This window comes from Bacteroides propionicifaciens DSM 19291 = JCM 14649, assembly GCF_000375405.1.
Lineage (GTDB): Bacteria > Bacteroidota > Bacteroidia > Bacteroidales > Bacteroidaceae > Bacteroides_E > Bacteroides_E propionicifaciens.
Map to the genome: position 1 here is coordinate 93,459 of NZ_AQWS01000004.1, position 16,074 is coordinate 109,532.

Below are 16,074 nucleotides of genomic sequence, written 5' to 3' on the forward strand. Positions count from 1 at the left end.
CGATGTTGAATGTGCTCTTCTTGATTTGGGAATGTCCCTAATCTATTTTGTTGTAATCTCTACAATCTTTGTTGGGTCTTGTTTGTCATTACGCTCTTGAACTTGTTGTACAACCTCTTCAGCAATGGCTTTAAAGGCTGCCCCAGTAACAGAGTCTTCGTTTAGCGCAACAGGTTCCCCCTTATCTCCACCCTCACGAATGCTTTGAACTATAGGCACTTGACCTAAAAGCTTTACACCCATTTCTTCAGCTAGTTTCTTTGCTCCGTCTTTGCCAAAGATATAATATTTATTCTCAGGAAGCTCAGCTGGAGTAAACCACGACATATTCTCAACCAATCCAAGAATAGGAACAGCCACCTTATCGTTAGTAAACATATTGATACCCTTTCGAGCATCAGCCAATGCAACATCTTGTGGTGTACTTACCACAACAACACCCGTAAGTGCTAAGGTTTGAACAATAGTCAAGTGAATATCACTAGTTCCTGGAGGCAAGTCGATAAGTAAGTAATCTAAATCACCCCAATTGGCATCTCCAATAAGTTGTTTAAGCGCATTACTAGCCATTCCACCTCTCCATAATGTAGCTTGATCAGGATCCACAAAGAATCCAATTGAAAGAAGCTTAACACCATATTTTTCGATAGGAGCAATAAGTTCTCTTCCGTTAACTTCGACCATCACGGGACGTGCATCTTCTACCTGAAACATTTTGGGCATGGATGGGCCAAAAATATCAGCATCTAGTAATCCCACTTTGTAGCCTAAGTTAGCCAATGCTACAGCTAAGTTGGAAGATACTGTCGATTTACCTACCCCACCTTTACCCGATGAGATACCCACAACATTTTTCACTTGAGGCAACAACTTCCCTATTTCTGGGCGAGGGACCTGCTTACTGTTTACACTAATATTACCTACAATATCAACATCTTTGCCCACATAGGTAAGAATAGCCGCTTCAGCCGATTTAATCACCGACTTAATAAACGGATCAGTGGGTTTTTCGAAGATGATGGAGAGTGATACTTTATTCCCCTCGATTCTAATGTTATCATCAATCATCTCAGCCTCTACCAAGTTCTTTCCATTGCCAGGATAGCGAACATTGGTTAGTGCATCAAGAATTAATTTAGGATATAATGTCATAATACTATTTATTTACTGGTTTGTAAACCGCTACGTTTACTTCTGTTATAACTTCTATAGCTATCTAGTTCAATTTCTACATCGGGCTCAATAAGCTCACCCAAACGAGGCAGTTGAAACTTGATATACTTTATGGTCAAACCTCGATCCAACCATTGTCTCTCATAATAGGTTTGGATACCTAGAATATCATCAACAATATCTGAGTGATAAAGATCATCAGTAACAAAAGCCACTGGAAATTTATTCTCCTCAATCATATAGTTGGTGTAGGTAAATAGAAAGTCGCTATCTGTTTTGAGATGAATCAGTCCATTGTCTTTAAGAAATTTACGGTAACGCTCCATAAAGAACGTAGAAGTTAAACGCTTTGTTGCCTTCTTCATCTGAGGGTCCGAAAAGGTTAACCATATTTCACTAACCTCATTCTCACCAAAGAAGCGATCGATAATCTCTATATTCGTCCGTAAGAAAGCCACATTAACCATTCCTCTTTCGAGTGAATCGGTAGCACCAGTCCACATTCTAGAACCTTTAATATCTACACCAATGAAGTTTTTATCGGGGAACTTTTCGCCAAGACCTACAGTATATTCACCTCTCCCACAACCAAGTTCAAGGACTATAGGGTTGTCATTCTTGAAAAACTCTTGATTCCATTTACCTTTCATCTCGAAAGGAACCTCCTCTGAGTACCTAAAAGGATATTCAAAAACATGCGGATATGAAGCCATATCCGCAAACTTTTCTAATTTATTTTTAGCCATTTCAATCTAAACTCTTTGTTTTAAGTCGAAGTTAATCAATAAAAGTGATCCAACCGTATTTATCGGCTTCGTCACCATACTGGATAGCTCGTAGCTTATTATATAGCTTAGTACTAACTGGACCAGCCTCACCATTTTTACTGATGACATAAGATTTATTTAAGTCCAGATCGTCTACTCTTTCAACAGGACTAATAACAGCAGCTGTACCACAAGCTCCAGCCTCATCAAATGTAGCTAATTCATCCTCCAGAACAGGACGTTCTTCAACAGTCAGACCAATTTCTCGTGCAAGTGTCATCAAGCTATTGTTTGTTATTGAAGGGAGTATTGAGTCTGATTTAGGAGTAATGTAAGAGTTTCCTCTGATTCCGAAGAAATTGGCAGGACCGCACTCATCCAAGTATTTTTTCTCTTTTGCATCTAAGAATAGAACCGCAGAGTAACCTAATGATTTAGCATGCTCACCAGCAAGAAGAGCTGAAGCATAGTTACCACCAACTTTAAATCGACCAGTTCCTAGTGGAGCAACACGATCGTATTGACGCAGAATCGCATAAGGACTAGGTTTGAATCCCTCTTTGAAGTAAGGACCTACAGGACTAACCATTACTACAAACATAAATTCTGTACCTGGGTGTACACCAATTTGAGCACCAGTTCCAATTAAAATTGGACGAATATATAGAGAAGCACCACTTTCGTATGGCGGAATAAAACGCTCATTAAGCTTTACTACTTTTTTAATAGCATCAACATAACGATCAATAGGCAATTTAGCCATACAAATACCCTCACAAGAGCTTTGTAACCTTTTCGCATTTTCTTCAATACGGAAGATTCTGATACGACCATCTTTACCTTTAAAGGCTTTCATTCCCTCAAAAGCTTCTTGACCGTAGTGAAGACAGGTAGCTGCCATGTGAATATTTAAATTCTCATCACTACTAATTTCTAATTCACCCCAACTACCATCACGATAGTTAATTCTTACATTATAGTCTGTTCGGATATATCCAAACCCTAATTTCGACCAATCTATTGACTTCATTTTATCTGTATTTAGTGAACGATAATATTTTATTCTTTCTCTGTTGTTTCTTCTTCTAACAAACTCTCTATTTCCTTATTCACAGCATCAAGTTTTCCTGAACAAAACTTGATTAATGAATTGGCTTCTTTTATATATGTAGCAAGTAAGTCGATCTCTAAATTCTGCTCTTCTATAGCAAGAATAATCTCTTCCAAACGACTAATTGCCGTCCCATAACTTGCGGGAGACTTATGCTTCATGATTCTTTATTTTATATTTAACAGTGGTAACCAGCTCTCCATCACCAAGACGAAGAACTAATTCATCTTTCAAACTCACATTATCAACCGAAGATACAATTTTACCTTCAGAAATGACAAGTGCATATCCTTTTTTAAGGATTTCAAAGGGTGACACACTCTTTACTTGTAATGCAATTTTATCTAGGTCGTGTTTTTGTCGTGTCAAAAGAACTTGTGTGCCATGCTTCAACCTGCTACGCATACGCTCCAATCGATGACGCTCGTCTAAAAACACAGAACGAGTTATCGCTGGGATTTGAGCACAAATAGAATGGAAGCGTTGCTGTTCCGCTCGGATCACTCGCACCGAAGAACGGTTAAGTCGAATCTTTAGCTCTTTAAGCTGTCCGTAAACTGCAACCATTCTATCTATGAGAAACTCTGCCGCAGCAGTTGGTGTTTTGACTCTAGTATTGGCTACAACGTCGAGCACAGTATCGTCTCGCTCATGCCCTATACCCGTAATTATAGGCAAAGGGTATTGAGCACATGAAGCAGCAAGCAAATAGGTATCAAACCCACTTAAGTCTGAACTTGCACCCCCACCCCGAATAATAACAACAACATCAAAATCATCACCACGCTCAAGAATAGCGTCGAGTGCATTTAGAATTGTCTTTTCGACTTGATCACCTTGCATAATTGCAGGAAAGAGCTCGGCATAAAAAGGTATCTCCCATTTATTATTCTTTAGCTGATTACAAAAATCATCATAACCAGCTGCAGTAGCAGAAGATATGACAGCAATTCGCTGAGCTAATATAGGCATTTCCAGCTCTTTATTGAGTGTCAAGACACCTTCATTTTCAAGCTGTTTAATGATTTTCTGCCGTTGCTGGACCATATCGCCCAACGTGTAGGTGGGATCAATATTGTGAACAGTTAAGCTATAACCATAGAGTTCATGAAAATTTACTGACACCTCAACCAATACTTTAAGGCCAGAGTGAAAGGTTTGCCCTGTCAGCTCTTCGAAATAAGGTTTAATGAGTCCAAACACATTAGACCAAATAATACCACGGGCTTTGGCCAACATAGAAGAGCTTCTCTCATCCTTCTGAACAAACTCTAAGTAGCAATGACCTGTAGCATTTGTACGGACATCACTAAGCTCTGCCTGCACCCAATACGTGTCGGGTAGACAAGACTCTAAACTGCGACGCACAAGGCTATTTAACTCAACTAAAGAAATTTTATTTTCTGTCATCTACCATTTTTGTTTGTTGATATGCTTGCCAAACATTGGGAATGCCAAAACCATAAATATTATCTGGATGAGCTGAGCGATCACCTACGGAGCGCAATAAATCAATAAGTTCTTTTGCCGTAAGCTCAGGTAATGCTTGCCAAAGACAAGCAACTAATCCTGTCATGATTGGAGCAGAAAAAGATGTCCCATTAGCTGTTGATATCTTACCATCGGTACCCATCACACTAGCTTGGAGGCCCACTGCAACAACATCGGGTTTTATTCGATTATCAGCAGTATTACCAATTGAAGAGAAGGGTGCTAAAACTCCTGATGAATCAATCGCTCCAACAGTAATAATATCACGAGCATCTCCAGGTGCAGTAAGCTTTTTCCAAGAGCCCATCCCCGAATTTCCAGCGCTACAAACCAAAATCAGTCCTTTATTAGCTGTTTTGGATGCTTGTCGTGACATTAAAGCATACTCTCCATCGAGGTGATAATATTCATAATTCTTAGACTTGTCGTCAAATTCATTATAACCTAAAGAGGTACTAATTATATCAACCCCAACGCTATCAGCAAACTCAACAGCCGCTGACCAATAATCTTGCTCAACCAGATGTTCTGAATTATCATCTTCACTTCTGAGCAACCAAAATGAAGCTTTTGGAGCAGTTCCAACCATGTAATGAGGTTTATTCATCGCTATACAAGACAGTACTGCCAGACCATGGCTATGCTCTGCATAGATATCGCTACAGGGGTTTACAAAATCTTTAATACCCAATACATTAATATTATTCATCCCCCCGATTTGATCCATATTATGAAAACCAGCATCAATAACAGCAATAACCATATCTTCTCCTTTAAAGCCTTCTGCATGTAGCAAATCACCCTGACTTATGGCTATTTGATTTTTGGCTGTACCATAATAATCCTCCTGCCAATCCATCTGGTTCATAACTGAATCACGAATTAAGGGTTGAGGATTAATATCTTTATCCGATGCCGACCATACAAGCTCTACTCCTCTTACAAATGGTAAGTCACGGATAGTAGAAATAGCAGTAGTGTCATTGCACGAAACTGTGACAAAGTTATCCCATTTACCTGTTAAGATAATACGTAAACCCAGTTGCTTAATCTGCTCAACATAAGTTGGAGATACAGGCAAATCGGTTTCATCAATTGATATACCTTGTTTGACGCGTCGTTCAATAGCTTTTGCTGACAAAAAGGCTTCAGGTTTATCTATTTGATAAGGCGTACCATCCTTATCAGTGAGTGATATTCTATACTTGAGTGTATCTATTTGAGCTAAAACATTACTTGAATACCCCAGCAATAGAATTAACAGTGAAAGTAGTAGTTTATGCATTTTGTTTTTCATTAAATTGTTCGACTATCCAATTAATGCCTTTTTGAGATGAAATAAAAGCTCCACCCAAAACCCGATCACTATCATAAAACACAGCAGACTGACCTGGTGTAATAGCAGATGCCTCCTCCAAGAACTGAACCAAAACAGCACCCGATTCTAGCTTGAAAGCTTTGCAAGGGATCGGCTTACTCCGGTATCGAATTCGAACTGTAAGATTGGTATTGGTAAAGATTTCATCGCCATCAACAAGTTGCAAATCATCTAAGAGCATATAGCTGGCTTTAAGTTGATCAACATCGCCAAGCATAACCGTATTTTTATCGGCATTGATTCTTAATACATAAACAGGCTTACCCAGAGCAATATCGAGTCCTTTACGTTGACCGATAGTATAGTAAGGTGCTCCCTTGTGGGTTCCAAGCTTTTTGCCTGCAGTATCCACAAAACAACCCTCCCCAAACTCGTTGTCAATATTTAAATCGTGCTCTTTTAGGAAATCTCTATAATCACCTTTAATAAAGCAAACCTCCATACTCTCTCCACCTTTTGCCTTATGCTTAAATCCTTTTTTGTCGAGGTAGTCACGCACCTCTTCCTTAACAAAATTACCCAAGGGGAATAAACAACGCTGAAGGGTAGTTTGCCCAAGTTTCCATAAGAAGTAAGATTGATCTTTTTTTTGATCACGACCAGCCACTAAGTAGGTGTTACCATCCCGCTCCTCTAAAAGTGAATAATGACCTGTAGCAATAAATTTACAGTTTAACTTATCAGCCCATTCTTCGAGAATTCTAAATTTAAAGAGTGGATTGCATTTCACACAAGGATTAGGAGTCCGACCTGACTTATATTCATTAATAAAATCAGCAATAATTACGCGTTTAAAATCGGATCGCTCGTCAACAATATGGTGTTCAAGACCTAATCTATCAGCCAACTCCTTAGCCTCAGGAGGCGCTTCACCCCAAACTTGCATTGTTACTCCAACGGGAGTGTACCCTTGCTCTAGGAGCATCAAACAGACAGCCGAGCTATCTATTCCACCACTCAATCCTACAAGAACTCTTTTATCTCTTTCCATCATTCTCTACTAATAAGACCTAAAATACAAATATAAACCATTATTACTAACACACACACAATAAAAAAGAGCCTTAAGTACAACTTAGGCTCCTGAAATATATGTGCACAAGGTTGCCTCCTATTTTGATATTAAAACAGTTGCATAGGCGGCAATACCCTCTTGACGACCAACAAAACCTAGTTTCTCAGTCGTAGTTGCTTTAATAGACAAGTCATCTTCATCTATACCCATAACCTGGGCCAAGACCTTTTTCATCATTGGAATATGCGGATTAAGCTTAGGCTGTTCAGCACATACTGTTGCATCGATATTGCCAATGGTATATCCTTTTTCTTTTAAAAGTTCAACTGTACGAGAAAGCAGTATTTTACTATCAATATCTTTATACTCTCCTGCTGTGTCAGGAAATTGAAAACCTATATCACGTAGATTAGCAGCACCTAGCAAAGCATCACAAAGTACATGTACCAATACATCAGCATCAGAATGCCCTTTAAGCCCTAGGGGGTAATCAATTAAAATACCACCGAGCCATAAGGGACGGTTACTTTCAAACTGGTGAACATCGTAGCCAAATCCTACACGAATCTTCATAATTGTCTATCTAATATCTATATCAAATACTTGTTTATCTTCTAAAAAGCCTTGTAGCTTTTGACCTACCTGTAAAGTTCTAGCCACTTGAGGTGCACCAGCATAAATCAAGTCACCAATCTTCAAGGTATAGAACTGGCTAACGTAAGCAACAATCTTATCTATAGACCAAACCTGATCGGTAGAGTTACCACGTTGCAATACATCATTACCCGAACGTACAGAAAACCTCAAACTCGTAACATCAAGATTGTCTACAGGTATAAATTCACCTAAAAGAGCTGAGCCATCAAATCCTTTAGCCAAATCCCAAGGTAAACTATCTTGAATTTGAGAAGAGAGTAAATCTGTAGATGCTATATCAAGACCAACGGTTACTGCATCATAATAGCGATGCGCAAAGCGCTCAGATATATTTTTACCCAATCGATTAATATGAAAAACTAGTTCTCCTTCATATTCGAACGATTTAGCAAAATCTGGAATAAAGAAAGGTTTGTTGTCTTTTAAGATCGCAGAATCAGGTTTTAAAAAGACAATAGGCTCTTGAGTATTCTCTCCCTGAGCATTATGAGATTGGGTATAGTTTCTCCCTAAACAGATAATCTTCATAAATTATTTACTCATTAAATTTCAAACGATTAAACATCACTGCAAGATGGGCGTAAAGAGAGGTATTTTGAACTACAATATTTTCGGGTACACGGATTCTAAAAGGAGTAAAGTTCCAAATCGCAGGAATTCCTCCCTTAACCATATAATCGGCAATCTCTTGAGATATTTCGATAGGAACTGTCAACACACCAATATTTACACCGGAGTCTTTCATCCGTGTCAAAAACTCGTCAGTGTGATAAATGGGTACACCATTAATTTTCTTACCAACAATATTGGGATTGATATCAAACCCTCCAATAATTTCTAATCCAAAATGAGTTAATCCTGTGTCCCGTATTAATGCACTACCCAAACTCCCTACACCAAAAAGAAAAGCTTTATGTATACGCGTAAAACCTAAGAAATCATCAAGTACGGTAATTAATGTATCTACCTCATATCCAACTCTGGTTTTGCCCGTAATATCAACATAAGACAAGTCTTTGGCTATTTGAGAAGAATCTATACTAGTCTCCTTAGAGAGCTGTGTCGATGAAACATATTTCTCACCACGTTTATTCATCAACCGTACATTAGATAAGTACCAAGGTAGCCTCCTTAGTGTCGGCTCAGGAACTTTAACTTTTTTACGATACGGTATCTGATCACTCATAGCTTGTTTTATTAATTTACTTATATACAAAAATACATTAAAATATTAAGAAAGGTCGGGGATAAATGGAAAGGTTAACAATCTTTCTGCCAAAAACTTGATATATTTACATCAAATAGTGTAATTAAAGCATTTTAAATTATGAAGAACAACGATTGGAAGAAGCGACTAGATGTTGTTTTCTCGACAAACCCAGACTTTCAGTATGCAGAAGACCAGCAAGATGATATAGAAACTCTTATACCAAAGCAACAGAAGCTTAGGGTTGAACTGGATCGAAAAAACCGTGGAGGAAAAGTCGTTACATTGATAACAGGCTTCAAAGGGTCTGAAGAAGACTTAAAAGAACTTGGCAAGACGCTCAAAAACAGATGTGGTGTTGGAGGCTCAGCCAAGGATGCCGAAATCATCATTCAAGGTGACTTCAAGACTAGAATAATCGATTTGCTTAAAGAACTAGGATACTCACAAACAAAACCAAAGGGATAATAACCTTTTAACTACATAAAAGAAAATAGCCTACTGAAAACAATCAGTAGGCTATTTTTATATCTCTAAATCTATAGAAGAAATTAATCCTCGTTAAGAGTTACACGTTTAAATGCAGTAACAGTAAGTCCTTTGCTAGATTTATCTAGGAATTGACCAATGTTCATGCTTGGATCTTTAACGTAATCTTGCTCAAGAAGACAAACTTCTTTGTAGAATTTACCGATACGACCTTGAGCAATACGCTCAATTAAGTTTTCTGGTTTACCTTCTTCACGAGCTTTATCAGCAGCGATTTCTTTCTCACGCTCTAAAACGTCAGCAGGAACGCTAGCTGCATCAACAGCGATAGGGCTCATTGCAGCAATTTGCATAGCAACTTCGTGAGCTATTTCGTCTGTAGTGTCTTGGTTGAAAGATACAATAGTCGCTAGTTTGTTACCTTGGTGGATATAAACCGTAGTTTTTTCACCTTCAACAACACCAAAACCATCGATTTCCATCTTTTCGCCAGTGATACCACTTCTTACAGCTACAGTTTCAGCAACTGTTGAATCTCCCATAGGAAGAGCTAAAAGAGCTTCTGTATCAGCAGGTTTATTAGCAACCGCTATATCAAGAACATCTTCAGTTAATTTTATAAAGTCTTCATTTTTAGCAACGAAGTCAGTTTCGCATTTAAGAGCTAAGATAACAGCATATTTACCTGTAGACTTAGCTAATACACAACCTTCTGATGCATCACGATCAGAACGTTTTGCAGCAACAGCTTGTCCTTTTTTGCGGATAATTTCTACTGCTTTATCAAAGTCACCTACTGCTTCTGTCAAAGCATTTTTGCAATCCATCATACCAGCACCTGTCATTTTACGAAGGTGTGATATATCTGCCATAGTAACAGCCATAGTAAAGTTATATTAAGTTTTTAATTCCGATTTCTTTATATCAATAAAAAACAAGGTGCTAATTAAACTTCAAACATTTTCTCTATAGGTAAGTACAGAGAAAATACATGAAGCTTAACAGCACCTCATTAATAGTTTTATTAAGCTTCTTCTTCGTTAGCAACAGATTCAGATACAACAGGTGCATCATTTTCATCTTTGTCTAAGCGAGCTTTAGTTGCTTTTCTTTTTCCTTTTGATTCAGATGCTTCACCAGCTGCTTCCATATCAACTTTCTCAGCTTTTCTTTCTTCAAGACCTTCTTTGATAGCTGAACAACAAGCATCTAGAATTACTTCAATAGATTTTGTTGCGTCATCATTTGCTGGGATAACATAATCGATATTATTAGGATTCGAATTTGTATCAACGATAGCAAAAACGGGGATACCTAAACGATTAGCTTCACGAACAGCGATATCTTCTTTCATAACATCAATTACGAAAAGAGCAGCAGGAAGACGAGTCAAGTCAGAGATAGAACCTAAGTTCTTTTCAAGTTTTGCACGTTGACGTGAGATTTGAAGAACTTCTCTTTTTGAAAGGTTAGAGTAAGTACCATCTTTAGTCAAACGATCAATTGTAGTCATCTTTTTAACTGCCTTACGAATAGTAGGGAAGTTAGTAAGCATACCACCTGGCCAGCGCTCGATTACGAAAGGCATGTTAACCGCTTCTGCTTTTTCAGCAACGATTTCTTTTGCCTGTTTTTTAGTAGCAACAAATAATACTTTCTTTCCAGATTTAGCTAATTCTTTCAAAGCTTCAGCAGCTTCGTCAATTTTAGCAACTGTTTTATGAAGGTCAATGATATGAATACCATTGCGTTCCATAAAGATATAAGGAGCCATTGCTGGGTTCCACTTTCTTCTAAGGTGTCCGAAGTGTGAACCTGCTTCTAATAATGATTCAAAACTTGTTCTTGACATTTTTTCTTTTTTAAATTCGTTTACTTTCTTTTTTGTTTTCTAAACCAACTGCCGGGTAGCCTATATCACTATAGAGTCCCAGTAGTTTAGATACTAAACGTGATAGCTTCCAGAGATAACTCCAGTAGATATTAACGTTTACTGAATTGGAATCTCTTACGAGCTTTTGGTTGACCTGGTTTTTTACGCTCAACTGAACGTGGGTCACGAGTAACAAAACCTTCTTTACGAAGAGCTGCTTTGTCTTCTGGGTTAATTTTAACCAATGCACGAGCGATAGCTAAACGTAAAGCTTGTGATTGACCAGTGAAACCACCACCGTTTAAATTAACTTTAATATCGTATTTATCAGAAACACCTAATGTTTCCAATGGTTGTTTTACAACATATTGTACTATGCTAGATGGAAAGTATTCAACAAGATCTCTCTTGTTAATAGTAATCTTTCCAGTACCTTCGCTTACGAAGATGCGAGCAATAGCTCGTTTACGTCTGCCTAATGCGTTTACTACTTCCATTTTTATTATTTAAGTGCGTTTATATCAATTAATTTAGGATTCTGTGCGTCCTGTTTATGTTCTCCATTAGAGTAAACATAAAGATTTCTCAACATTTGAGCTCCTAGTTTATTTTTAGGCAACATACCTTTGATGACTTTTCTTAATAGTTTTTCATCACCGTTAGGTTTAGCTTGCATTAGGGCTGGAGTAATTTCTCTTTGACCACCTGGATATCCAGTGTACGAAAGATAAATTCTTTGGTCCCATTTGTTACCTGTCATTTTCACCTTATCAGCATTGATAATAATCACATTGTCGCCACAATCTACGTGAGGAGTAAAGTTTGGTTTATACTTTCCTCTTAATAGTTTTGCAACTTTCGAACCTAAACGCCCCAATACTTGGTCTGTAGCGTCAACTATTACCCATTCTTTGGTAACGGTTGCTTTGTTTGCAGAAATGGTCTTGTAACTTAAAGTATCCACTCTTAATTTATTTTAAATTGTTACTACTAAAACAATTCACCATGTGCTAGCCCTCCCCGGACAAAGGAAGAATAAAACATGCTGAACTTTTGATCTCTATTATTTAATGTAATCGAGATAATAATCGGCTTGCAAAATTACTTATTTATATTTGAATCTACAAACTATAAATCCTATTATTTGCCTTAAATGAAGGCACAGTCAAAACCTTTCAATAACTATCGCTGAGTCAATTATCCAATTAAGTACCTTCAACTCCCACTCAGACGGCCTATATCTAGACTATGTCGAGCATAAAGAGAAGCTCACCAAAGCATCTTTAAAACTAAAGTCTCGAAAAGAACCTTGCAAGAAATAACTCACAATTAATAAAAATATTTTTCAATCAATAAAAGCTACATTACTAAACACTTAAGTTCAATTGAGTTCTAATAGCTAGTATAAATATGAAAACAAGATTTTGATTTTAAAATATTATGGTTTATCTTTGCACTCGCTAAACAATAGCAACGCGATGATTCGTTAGCTCAGTAGGTAGAGCACAACACTTTTAATGTTGGGGTCCTGGGTTCGAGCCCCAGACGGATCACGAAAAAAGGAAGACTAGAAACAGTTTTCCTTTTTTTTATGCTACTATCTAATCCCAACAATCAACACGAGATCAGCCACTCTCCCATTATACTGCCGACTCAATTTATTAACACCAAATGAATCAGACTTACATTGTACTAGACAGCTGGACAGAAAGTTATGAAAACCCCATTTCTATTGAACAAGGAGAGGAAGTGATTGTGGATCCGTCAGTCATAGAGCCCGACCCTGAATGGGCAAATTGGGTCTGGTGCATTGCAAGTAACAATAGAGATGGATGGGTCCCCATACAGATATTAAAGATTATGCCTTCTAACACCAACGATAGATATAATTCAATGGCTCTCGAGGATTATTCTGCCTATGAACTAACTGTTAAAACGGGAGATTTTGTATATGGAAATCGGATATTAAATGGCTGGCTTTGGTGCTCAAAGGAAAATGATAACAAAAAGGGATGGGTACCACTCCGAAATCTAAAGTTAATACCTTAAGGAACCTATTGGTAGCTTGAGTATAAATATTTTTGTGATTTATTCCATTCCCAGTAACTCTTTACCCCATTCATTTAGGCCCCATAATACTTTTACAAGGCTATCACCTCTATCTGTTAAGGTGTACTCAACCCTTGGAGGTACTTCATTAAAAGATTTTCTAGTTATAAGCCCATCTTTTTCCATCTCTTTGAGTTGCTGATTCAATACCCTACGATCAAGATTTGTTAGCTCTCTTAAGAACTCACTTGGCCGCTTATTGCCTTGATTCATTTGCCAAATAATCGGGATCTTCCACTTGCCACTAATGGCATTAACAGCAAATTCTAGTGGACAAACTTTATTCTGTATAGCTCTCGGTTTAGCATCCATCCAATTGTGATATTTATGTCCCTATGCCATAAGTATATGCGGTATTGTATAACCTAAAAAGAATACTGATATTTGGGACGATTTCAAATTAAATACAATAGACTTAAATGCCAAATTTACAAAAACAAATCGAGAACTTGATGATAGAAATGTCATCTCAAGTACCTCAAGCTATATTAGATATCTTCCAACGCTCTATTGAAGAATTAAAAGAAGATAATATAGGCAAAAACAGCCTACTAGTAGGCGAGTTAATGCCTTCTTTCAATTTTAAAAACACAAATGAAGAAGAAGTGAGCTTAGATAAATCCTTAGGAGAAAACAAGAAGCTGATTATTGCGTTTTTTAGAGGTAACTGGTGTCCATTTTGCAGTTTAGAATTACAAGCTTTAAATAAATCGTTTGATAAGTTACAAAGCAAGGGTTTTGGATTGATAGCTATCTCACCACAAACCACACAATATAATAAGGAGATAAAAAAGAACCTAAAACTAAATTTTGAAATCTTGTCTGACGCAAAAAGTCAGTATACCAAGGAGCTGGGAATAGACTTCACATTGCAAGACTACGCAGTACCTCATTACAAAGCTTTAGGCATTGACCTAAAAAAATTAAATGCAGACGATCAAAATCGACTTCCGATTCCTGCGGTGTTTGTTATTGACTCCAACAAAGTAATTAAATACAAGTTTGTCGATTCTAACTATATGAACAGAGTCAATATTGAAGAGCTATTTACTATAGAATAAGCCCTTTTACAACCTAATTTAAATCCCTGAAAGCTTATTAGTTTTCGGGGAATTTTTTTTTGTAAATTAAAGGCAAAGCCCTAAAAATATCCAACTGTCTCTAGTAATGTAATTGCAGTAAATTTAGAGAGATAACACTTTTCTTAATATCTTTGTGTATAAACAAAGATTAAGCGTATAATGTCTCAAAATAATAAGATAACTATTCCGGCACAACGGGTTGCCAATCTTGTTCTTGACATGGCAACCTATCTACTGGCATCGGGTGCACACTGTGGACGTGTGAATCGCAACATCAACCGCATGGCCAATGTTTGGGATTTCGATGTACACCTTCAGCTCACATTTAAAGGAGTACTAACCACCGTAAAAGATAGGCACAACCTCACCAATGTAGTAACTAGATATAAAGAAGCACCCACCCACAGCATTCACCTCAATATAATTTCAGAAATATCAGCTCTTTCGTGGCGTGTACACGATGATATGCTAAGCTTTGCTGAAGTAGAAAAGCAATATGCACAGATTAAGGAGATTAAACCCTATAGCACACTCATTGTAACATTTGCGGTTTCTCTATCCTGCGCAGGTTTATGCCTATTTGCCTCAGGTGACTATCTAAATGCTTTAGTAGCATTTGCAGGAGCATTCTTAGGCTACTCTGCACGTACATTCCTGGCCAAAAGATCATTCAATGCAATGATTTATATAGGTGTTGCAGCATTCGTAACCACGTTAATCACAAGTATTGGTGCAAAACTCGGTATTGGAGTAAACCCCGAAGCTGCAATAGCTACAGCTGTACTTTACCTTATTCCTGGGGTGCCACTAATAAACTCTGTGATAGACCTTATAGAAGGTTATCTGACCTCTTCTATGAACCGAATAGTATTTAGTGGATTTACACTACTGTGCATAGCTGCTGGCATGACACTTTGCATCACATTTTTTGGAATCGATCACTTCTAAAAGAAAGACAAAACAATGGAACTAACCATATTTAATATATTACTAGATTTTGCAATCGCCTTTGTTGTAGGTTTCTGCTGGGCTATCCTCTTTGGGACCTCACGAAAGGTATTATATGTTGCTGGACTACTTGGCGGAATGGGACATGCCCTGCGATTTGTGCTCATACAACTCGATTGTGGATTAATCTTCGCCACCCTAGCTGCCTCGATATTAATAGGTTTGGTTGGAATTTTCGCAGCTCATAGGGTAAACCAGCCTCCTGTTGTCTTTACGATGCCTGCCTGTATCACTATGATTCCAGGAATGTATGCCTATAGAACCATGATTGCAGGTATTAAGAGTACAGATTACGACTTTGTACTGAGCAACCCCACAGTACTTCCTGAGATGGTTCACAACTTTATGCTCACAATCTCATTACTATTTACACTAGCTATAGGCATCAGTATTGGTGTACTACTATTCCGAAAAGAGAGCTCTAGACATATCTCTATAAAAGAGATGACGAAATAAGAGATAAACCAAACAACTGGACTTGCTAACTTTACCCGCACAACTAGTTAAGGGATAAAAAACTATCTTTATCCAATGAAACAACGAAAAGTATACAACCGAGAGTTTAAAGAAAATGCAGTCAAGTTGAGTTATGAAAGAGATAACTTAAGTCAGTTTGCTCGTGAGTTAGGAATCTCAGTCAAGCAACTCTATAGTTGGCGAAGCCAATACAAGATTAAAGGATCAGAGAGCTTCCCTGGAAATGGTAATACGGCA

General features: G+C 37.7%; 21 protein-coding genes and 1 tRNA gene. 7 read left to right on the forward strand and 15 right to left on the reverse strand.

Annotated features, from left to right (window positions below):
- Window positions 1-42: 42 nt before the first annotated feature.
- The 10 genes from B091_RS0102205 to B091_RS0102250 form a co-directional block, all read right to left on the reverse strand.
- Window positions 43-1,152 carry an Mrp/NBP35 family ATP-binding protein gene (locus B091_RS0102205; protein WP_018108376.1) on the reverse strand — a complete coding sequence of 370 codons (1,110 nt, stop codon included), beginning with the start codon at window positions 1,150-1,152 and terminating at the stop codon, window positions 43-45.
- Between the two features lie 8 nt (window positions 1,153-1,160).
- On the reverse strand, window positions 1,161-1,919 hold the full coding sequence (trmB, locus tag B091_RS0102210; RefSeq protein ID WP_018108377.1) for a tRNA (guanosine(46)-N7)-methyltransferase TrmB: 759 nt from the start codon (window positions 1,917-1,919) through the stop codon (window positions 1,161-1,163).
- 31 nt (window positions 1,920-1,950) lie between these two features.
- Window positions 1,951-3,003, reverse strand: coding sequence for a branched-chain amino acid aminotransferase (locus tag B091_RS0102215; protein WP_262482549.1), 1,053 nt, complete (start codon window positions 3,001-3,003; stop codon window positions 1,951-1,953).
- Window positions 3,000-3,212, reverse strand: a complete 213-nt coding sequence (gene xseB / locus B091_RS0102220) for an exodeoxyribonuclease VII small subunit (protein ID WP_018108379.1) — start codon at window positions 3,210-3,212, stop codon at window positions 3,000-3,002. The genes B091_RS0102215 and xseB overlap by 4 nt, the downstream gene beginning before the upstream one ends.
- A complete protein-coding gene (gene xseA / locus B091_RS0102225; RefSeq protein WP_018108380.1) occupies window positions 3,202-4,461 on the reverse strand; it encodes an exodeoxyribonuclease VII large subunit in 1,260 nt (419 codons plus the stop codon). The genes xseB and xseA overlap by 11 nt, the downstream gene beginning before the upstream one ends.
- Window positions 4,448-5,827: a S8 family peptidase gene (locus B091_RS0102230; protein WP_025069380.1), complete on the reverse strand. Its 1,380-nt coding sequence runs from the start codon at window positions 5,825-5,827 to the stop codon at window positions 4,448-4,450. The genes xseA and B091_RS0102230 overlap by 14 nt, the downstream gene beginning before the upstream one ends.
- On the reverse strand, window positions 5,820-6,914 hold the full coding sequence (mnmA, locus tag B091_RS0102235) for a tRNA 2-thiouridine(34) synthase MnmA (RefSeq protein WP_018108382.1): 1,095 nt from the start codon (window positions 6,912-6,914) through the stop codon (window positions 5,820-5,822). Before mnmA ends, B091_RS0102230 begins: the two co-directional genes overlap by 8 nt.
- Before the next feature lie 117 nt (window positions 6,915-7,031).
- Window positions 7,032-7,508 carry a 2-C-methyl-D-erythritol 2,4-cyclodiphosphate synthase gene (ispF, locus tag B091_RS0102240; RefSeq protein ID WP_018108383.1) on the reverse strand — a complete coding sequence of 159 codons (477 nt, stop codon included), beginning with the start codon at window positions 7,506-7,508 and terminating at the stop codon, window positions 7,032-7,034.
- 6 nt (window positions 7,509-7,514) lie between these two features.
- Window positions 7,515-8,120, reverse strand: coding sequence for a fumarylacetoacetate hydrolase family protein (locus B091_RS0102245; protein ID WP_018108384.1), 606 nt, complete (start codon window positions 8,118-8,120; stop codon window positions 7,515-7,517).
- Between the two features lie 7 nt (window positions 8,121-8,127).
- Window positions 8,128-8,778 carry a redox-sensing transcriptional repressor Rex gene (locus tag B091_RS0102250; RefSeq protein WP_018108385.1) on the reverse strand — a complete coding sequence of 217 codons (651 nt, stop codon included), beginning with the start codon at window positions 8,776-8,778 and terminating at the stop codon, window positions 8,128-8,130.
- Window positions 8,779-8,919: 141 nt separating this feature from the next.
- Between B091_RS0102250 and B091_RS0102255 the strand changes: the two genes are divergently transcribed.
- Window positions 8,920-9,267 carry a translation initiation factor gene (locus B091_RS0102255; protein ID WP_018108386.1) on the forward strand — a complete coding sequence of 116 codons (348 nt, stop codon included), beginning with the start codon at window positions 8,920-8,922 and terminating at the stop codon, window positions 9,265-9,267.
- 83 nt (window positions 9,268-9,350) lie between these two features.
- Here the strand turns inward: B091_RS0102255 and tsf are convergent, their stop codons facing one another.
- From tsf to rplM, 4 genes are all read right to left on the reverse strand, one after another.
- Complete coding sequence (gene tsf / locus B091_RS0102260; protein ID WP_018108387.1) at window positions 9,351-10,172, reverse strand: translation elongation factor Ts; 822 nt, start codon at window positions 10,170-10,172, stop codon at window positions 9,351-9,353.
- Between the two features lie 140 nt (window positions 10,173-10,312).
- Complete coding sequence (gene rpsB / locus B091_RS0102265; protein WP_018108388.1) at window positions 10,313-11,140, reverse strand: 30S ribosomal protein S2; 828 nt, start codon at window positions 11,138-11,140, stop codon at window positions 10,313-10,315.
- A 131-nt stretch (window positions 11,141-11,271) separates the two neighbouring features.
- Complete coding sequence (gene rpsI / locus B091_RS0102270; RefSeq protein WP_018108389.1) at window positions 11,272-11,658, reverse strand: 30S ribosomal protein S9; 387 nt, start codon at window positions 11,656-11,658, stop codon at window positions 11,272-11,274.
- Between the two features lie 5 nt (window positions 11,659-11,663).
- The gene (rplM, locus tag B091_RS0102275) at window positions 11,664-12,125 is read right to left on the reverse strand and encodes a 50S ribosomal protein L13 (protein ID WP_018108390.1); all 462 of its coding nucleotides are present in this window, start codon (window positions 12,123-12,125) and stop codon (window positions 11,664-11,666) included.
- Window positions 12,126-12,641: 516 nt separating this feature from the next.
- Between rplM and B091_RS0102280 the strand changes: the two genes are divergently transcribed.
- Both B091_RS0102280 and B091_RS0102285 read left to right on the forward strand, forming a co-directional pair.
- Window positions 12,642-12,714, forward strand: a tRNA-Lys gene (locus B091_RS0102280).
- Window positions 12,715-12,832: 118 nt separating this feature from the next.
- On the forward strand, window positions 12,833-13,210 hold the full coding sequence (locus B091_RS0102285; protein ID WP_018108391.1) for an SH3 domain-containing protein: 378 nt from the start codon (window positions 12,833-12,835) through the stop codon (window positions 13,208-13,210).
- Between the two features lie 39 nt (window positions 13,211-13,249).
- Here the strand turns inward: B091_RS0102285 and B091_RS0102290 are convergent, their stop codons facing one another.
- A complete protein-coding gene (locus B091_RS0102290) occupies window positions 13,250-13,582 on the reverse strand; it encodes a winged helix-turn-helix transcriptional regulator (RefSeq protein WP_018108392.1) in 333 nt (110 codons plus the stop codon).
- Between the two features lie 107 nt (window positions 13,583-13,689).
- On the opposite strand from B091_RS0102290, the gene B091_RS0102295 reads away from it, so the two are divergent.
- The 4 genes from B091_RS0102295 to B091_RS0102310 form a co-directional block, all read left to right on the forward strand.
- Window positions 13,690-14,331, forward strand: a complete 642-nt coding sequence (locus B091_RS0102295) for a peroxiredoxin-like family protein (RefSeq protein ID WP_018108393.1) — start codon at window positions 13,690-13,692, stop codon at window positions 14,329-14,331.
- A 180-nt stretch (window positions 14,332-14,511) separates the two neighbouring features.
- The gene (locus tag B091_RS0102300; RefSeq protein WP_018108394.1) at window positions 14,512-15,300 is read left to right on the forward strand and encodes a threonine/serine exporter family protein; all 789 of its coding nucleotides are present in this window, start codon (window positions 14,512-14,514) and stop codon (window positions 15,298-15,300) included.
- Window positions 15,301-15,315: 15 nt separating this feature from the next.
- The gene (locus tag B091_RS0102305; RefSeq protein WP_018108395.1) at window positions 15,316-15,816 is read left to right on the forward strand and encodes a threonine/serine exporter family protein; all 501 of its coding nucleotides are present in this window, start codon (window positions 15,316-15,318) and stop codon (window positions 15,814-15,816) included.
- Between the two features lie 75 nt (window positions 15,817-15,891).
- Window positions 15,892-16,074: transposase (locus B091_RS0102310; protein ID WP_018108396.1), on the forward strand; the 183-nt coding region annotated here is incomplete at its 3' end.

Excerpts from the sequence above, each read along its gene's own strand:
- B091_RS0102250 (WP_018108385.1), bottom strand. The coding sequence starts at position 8,778 with ATGAGTGATCAGATACCGTATCGTAAAAAAGTTAAAGTTCCTGAGCCG.
- rpsB (WP_018108388.1), bottom strand. The coding sequence starts at position 11,140 with ATGTCAAGAACAAGTTTTGAATCATTATTAGAAGCAGGTTCACACTTC.
- B091_RS0102205 (WP_018108376.1), bottom strand. The coding sequence starts at position 1,152 with ATGACATTATATCCTAAATTAATTCTTGATGCACTAACCAATGTTCGC.
- xseB (WP_018108379.1), bottom strand. The coding sequence starts at position 3,212 with ATGAAGCATAAGTCTCCCGCAAGTTATGGGACGGCAATTAGTCGTTTG.
- mnmA (WP_018108382.1), bottom strand. The coding sequence starts at position 6,914 with ATGATGGAAAGAGATAAAAGAGTTCTTGTAGGATTGAGTGGTGGAATA.
- B091_RS0102290 (WP_018108392.1), bottom strand. The coding sequence starts at position 13,582 with ATGGATGCTAAACCGAGAGCTATACAGAATAAAGTTTGTCCACTAGAA.
- B091_RS0102305 (WP_018108395.1), top strand. The coding sequence starts at position 15,316 with ATGGAACTAACCATATTTAATATATTACTAGATTTTGCAATCGCCTTT.
- B091_RS0102255 (WP_018108386.1), top strand. The coding sequence starts at position 8,920 with ATGAAGAACAACGATTGGAAGAAGCGACTAGATGTTGTTTTCTCGACA.
- trmB (WP_018108377.1), bottom strand. The coding sequence starts at position 1,919 with ATGGCTAAAAATAAATTAGAAAAGTTTGCGGATATGGCTTCATATCCG.
- rpsI (WP_018108389.1), bottom strand. The coding sequence starts at position 11,658 with ATGGAAGTAGTAAACGCATTAGGCAGACGTAAACGAGCTATTGCTCGC.
- B091_RS0102300 (WP_018108394.1), top strand. The coding sequence starts at position 14,512 with ATGTCTCAAAATAATAAGATAACTATTCCGGCACAACGGGTTGCCAAT.
- ispF (WP_018108383.1), bottom strand. The coding sequence starts at position 7,508 with ATGAAGATTCGTGTAGGATTTGGCTACGATGTTCACCAGTTTGAAAGT.
- xseA (WP_018108380.1), bottom strand. The coding sequence starts at position 4,461 with ATGACAGAAAATAAAATTTCTTTAGTTGAGTTAAATAGCCTTGTGCGT.
- tsf (WP_018108387.1), bottom strand. The coding sequence starts at position 10,172 with ATGGCTGTTACTATGGCAGATATATCACACCTTCGTAAAATGACAGGT.
- B091_RS0102285 (WP_018108391.1), top strand. The coding sequence starts at position 12,833 with ATGAATCAGACTTACATTGTACTAGACAGCTGGACAGAAAGTTATGAA.
- B091_RS0102230 (WP_025069380.1), bottom strand. The coding sequence starts at position 5,827 with ATGCATAAACTACTACTTTCACTGTTAATTCTATTGCTGGGGTATTCA.
- B091_RS0102245 (WP_018108384.1), bottom strand. The coding sequence starts at position 8,120 with ATGAAGATTATCTGTTTAGGGAGAAACTATACCCAATCTCATAATGCT.
- B091_RS0102295 (WP_018108393.1), top strand. The coding sequence starts at position 13,690 with ATGCCAAATTTACAAAAACAAATCGAGAACTTGATGATAGAAATGTCA.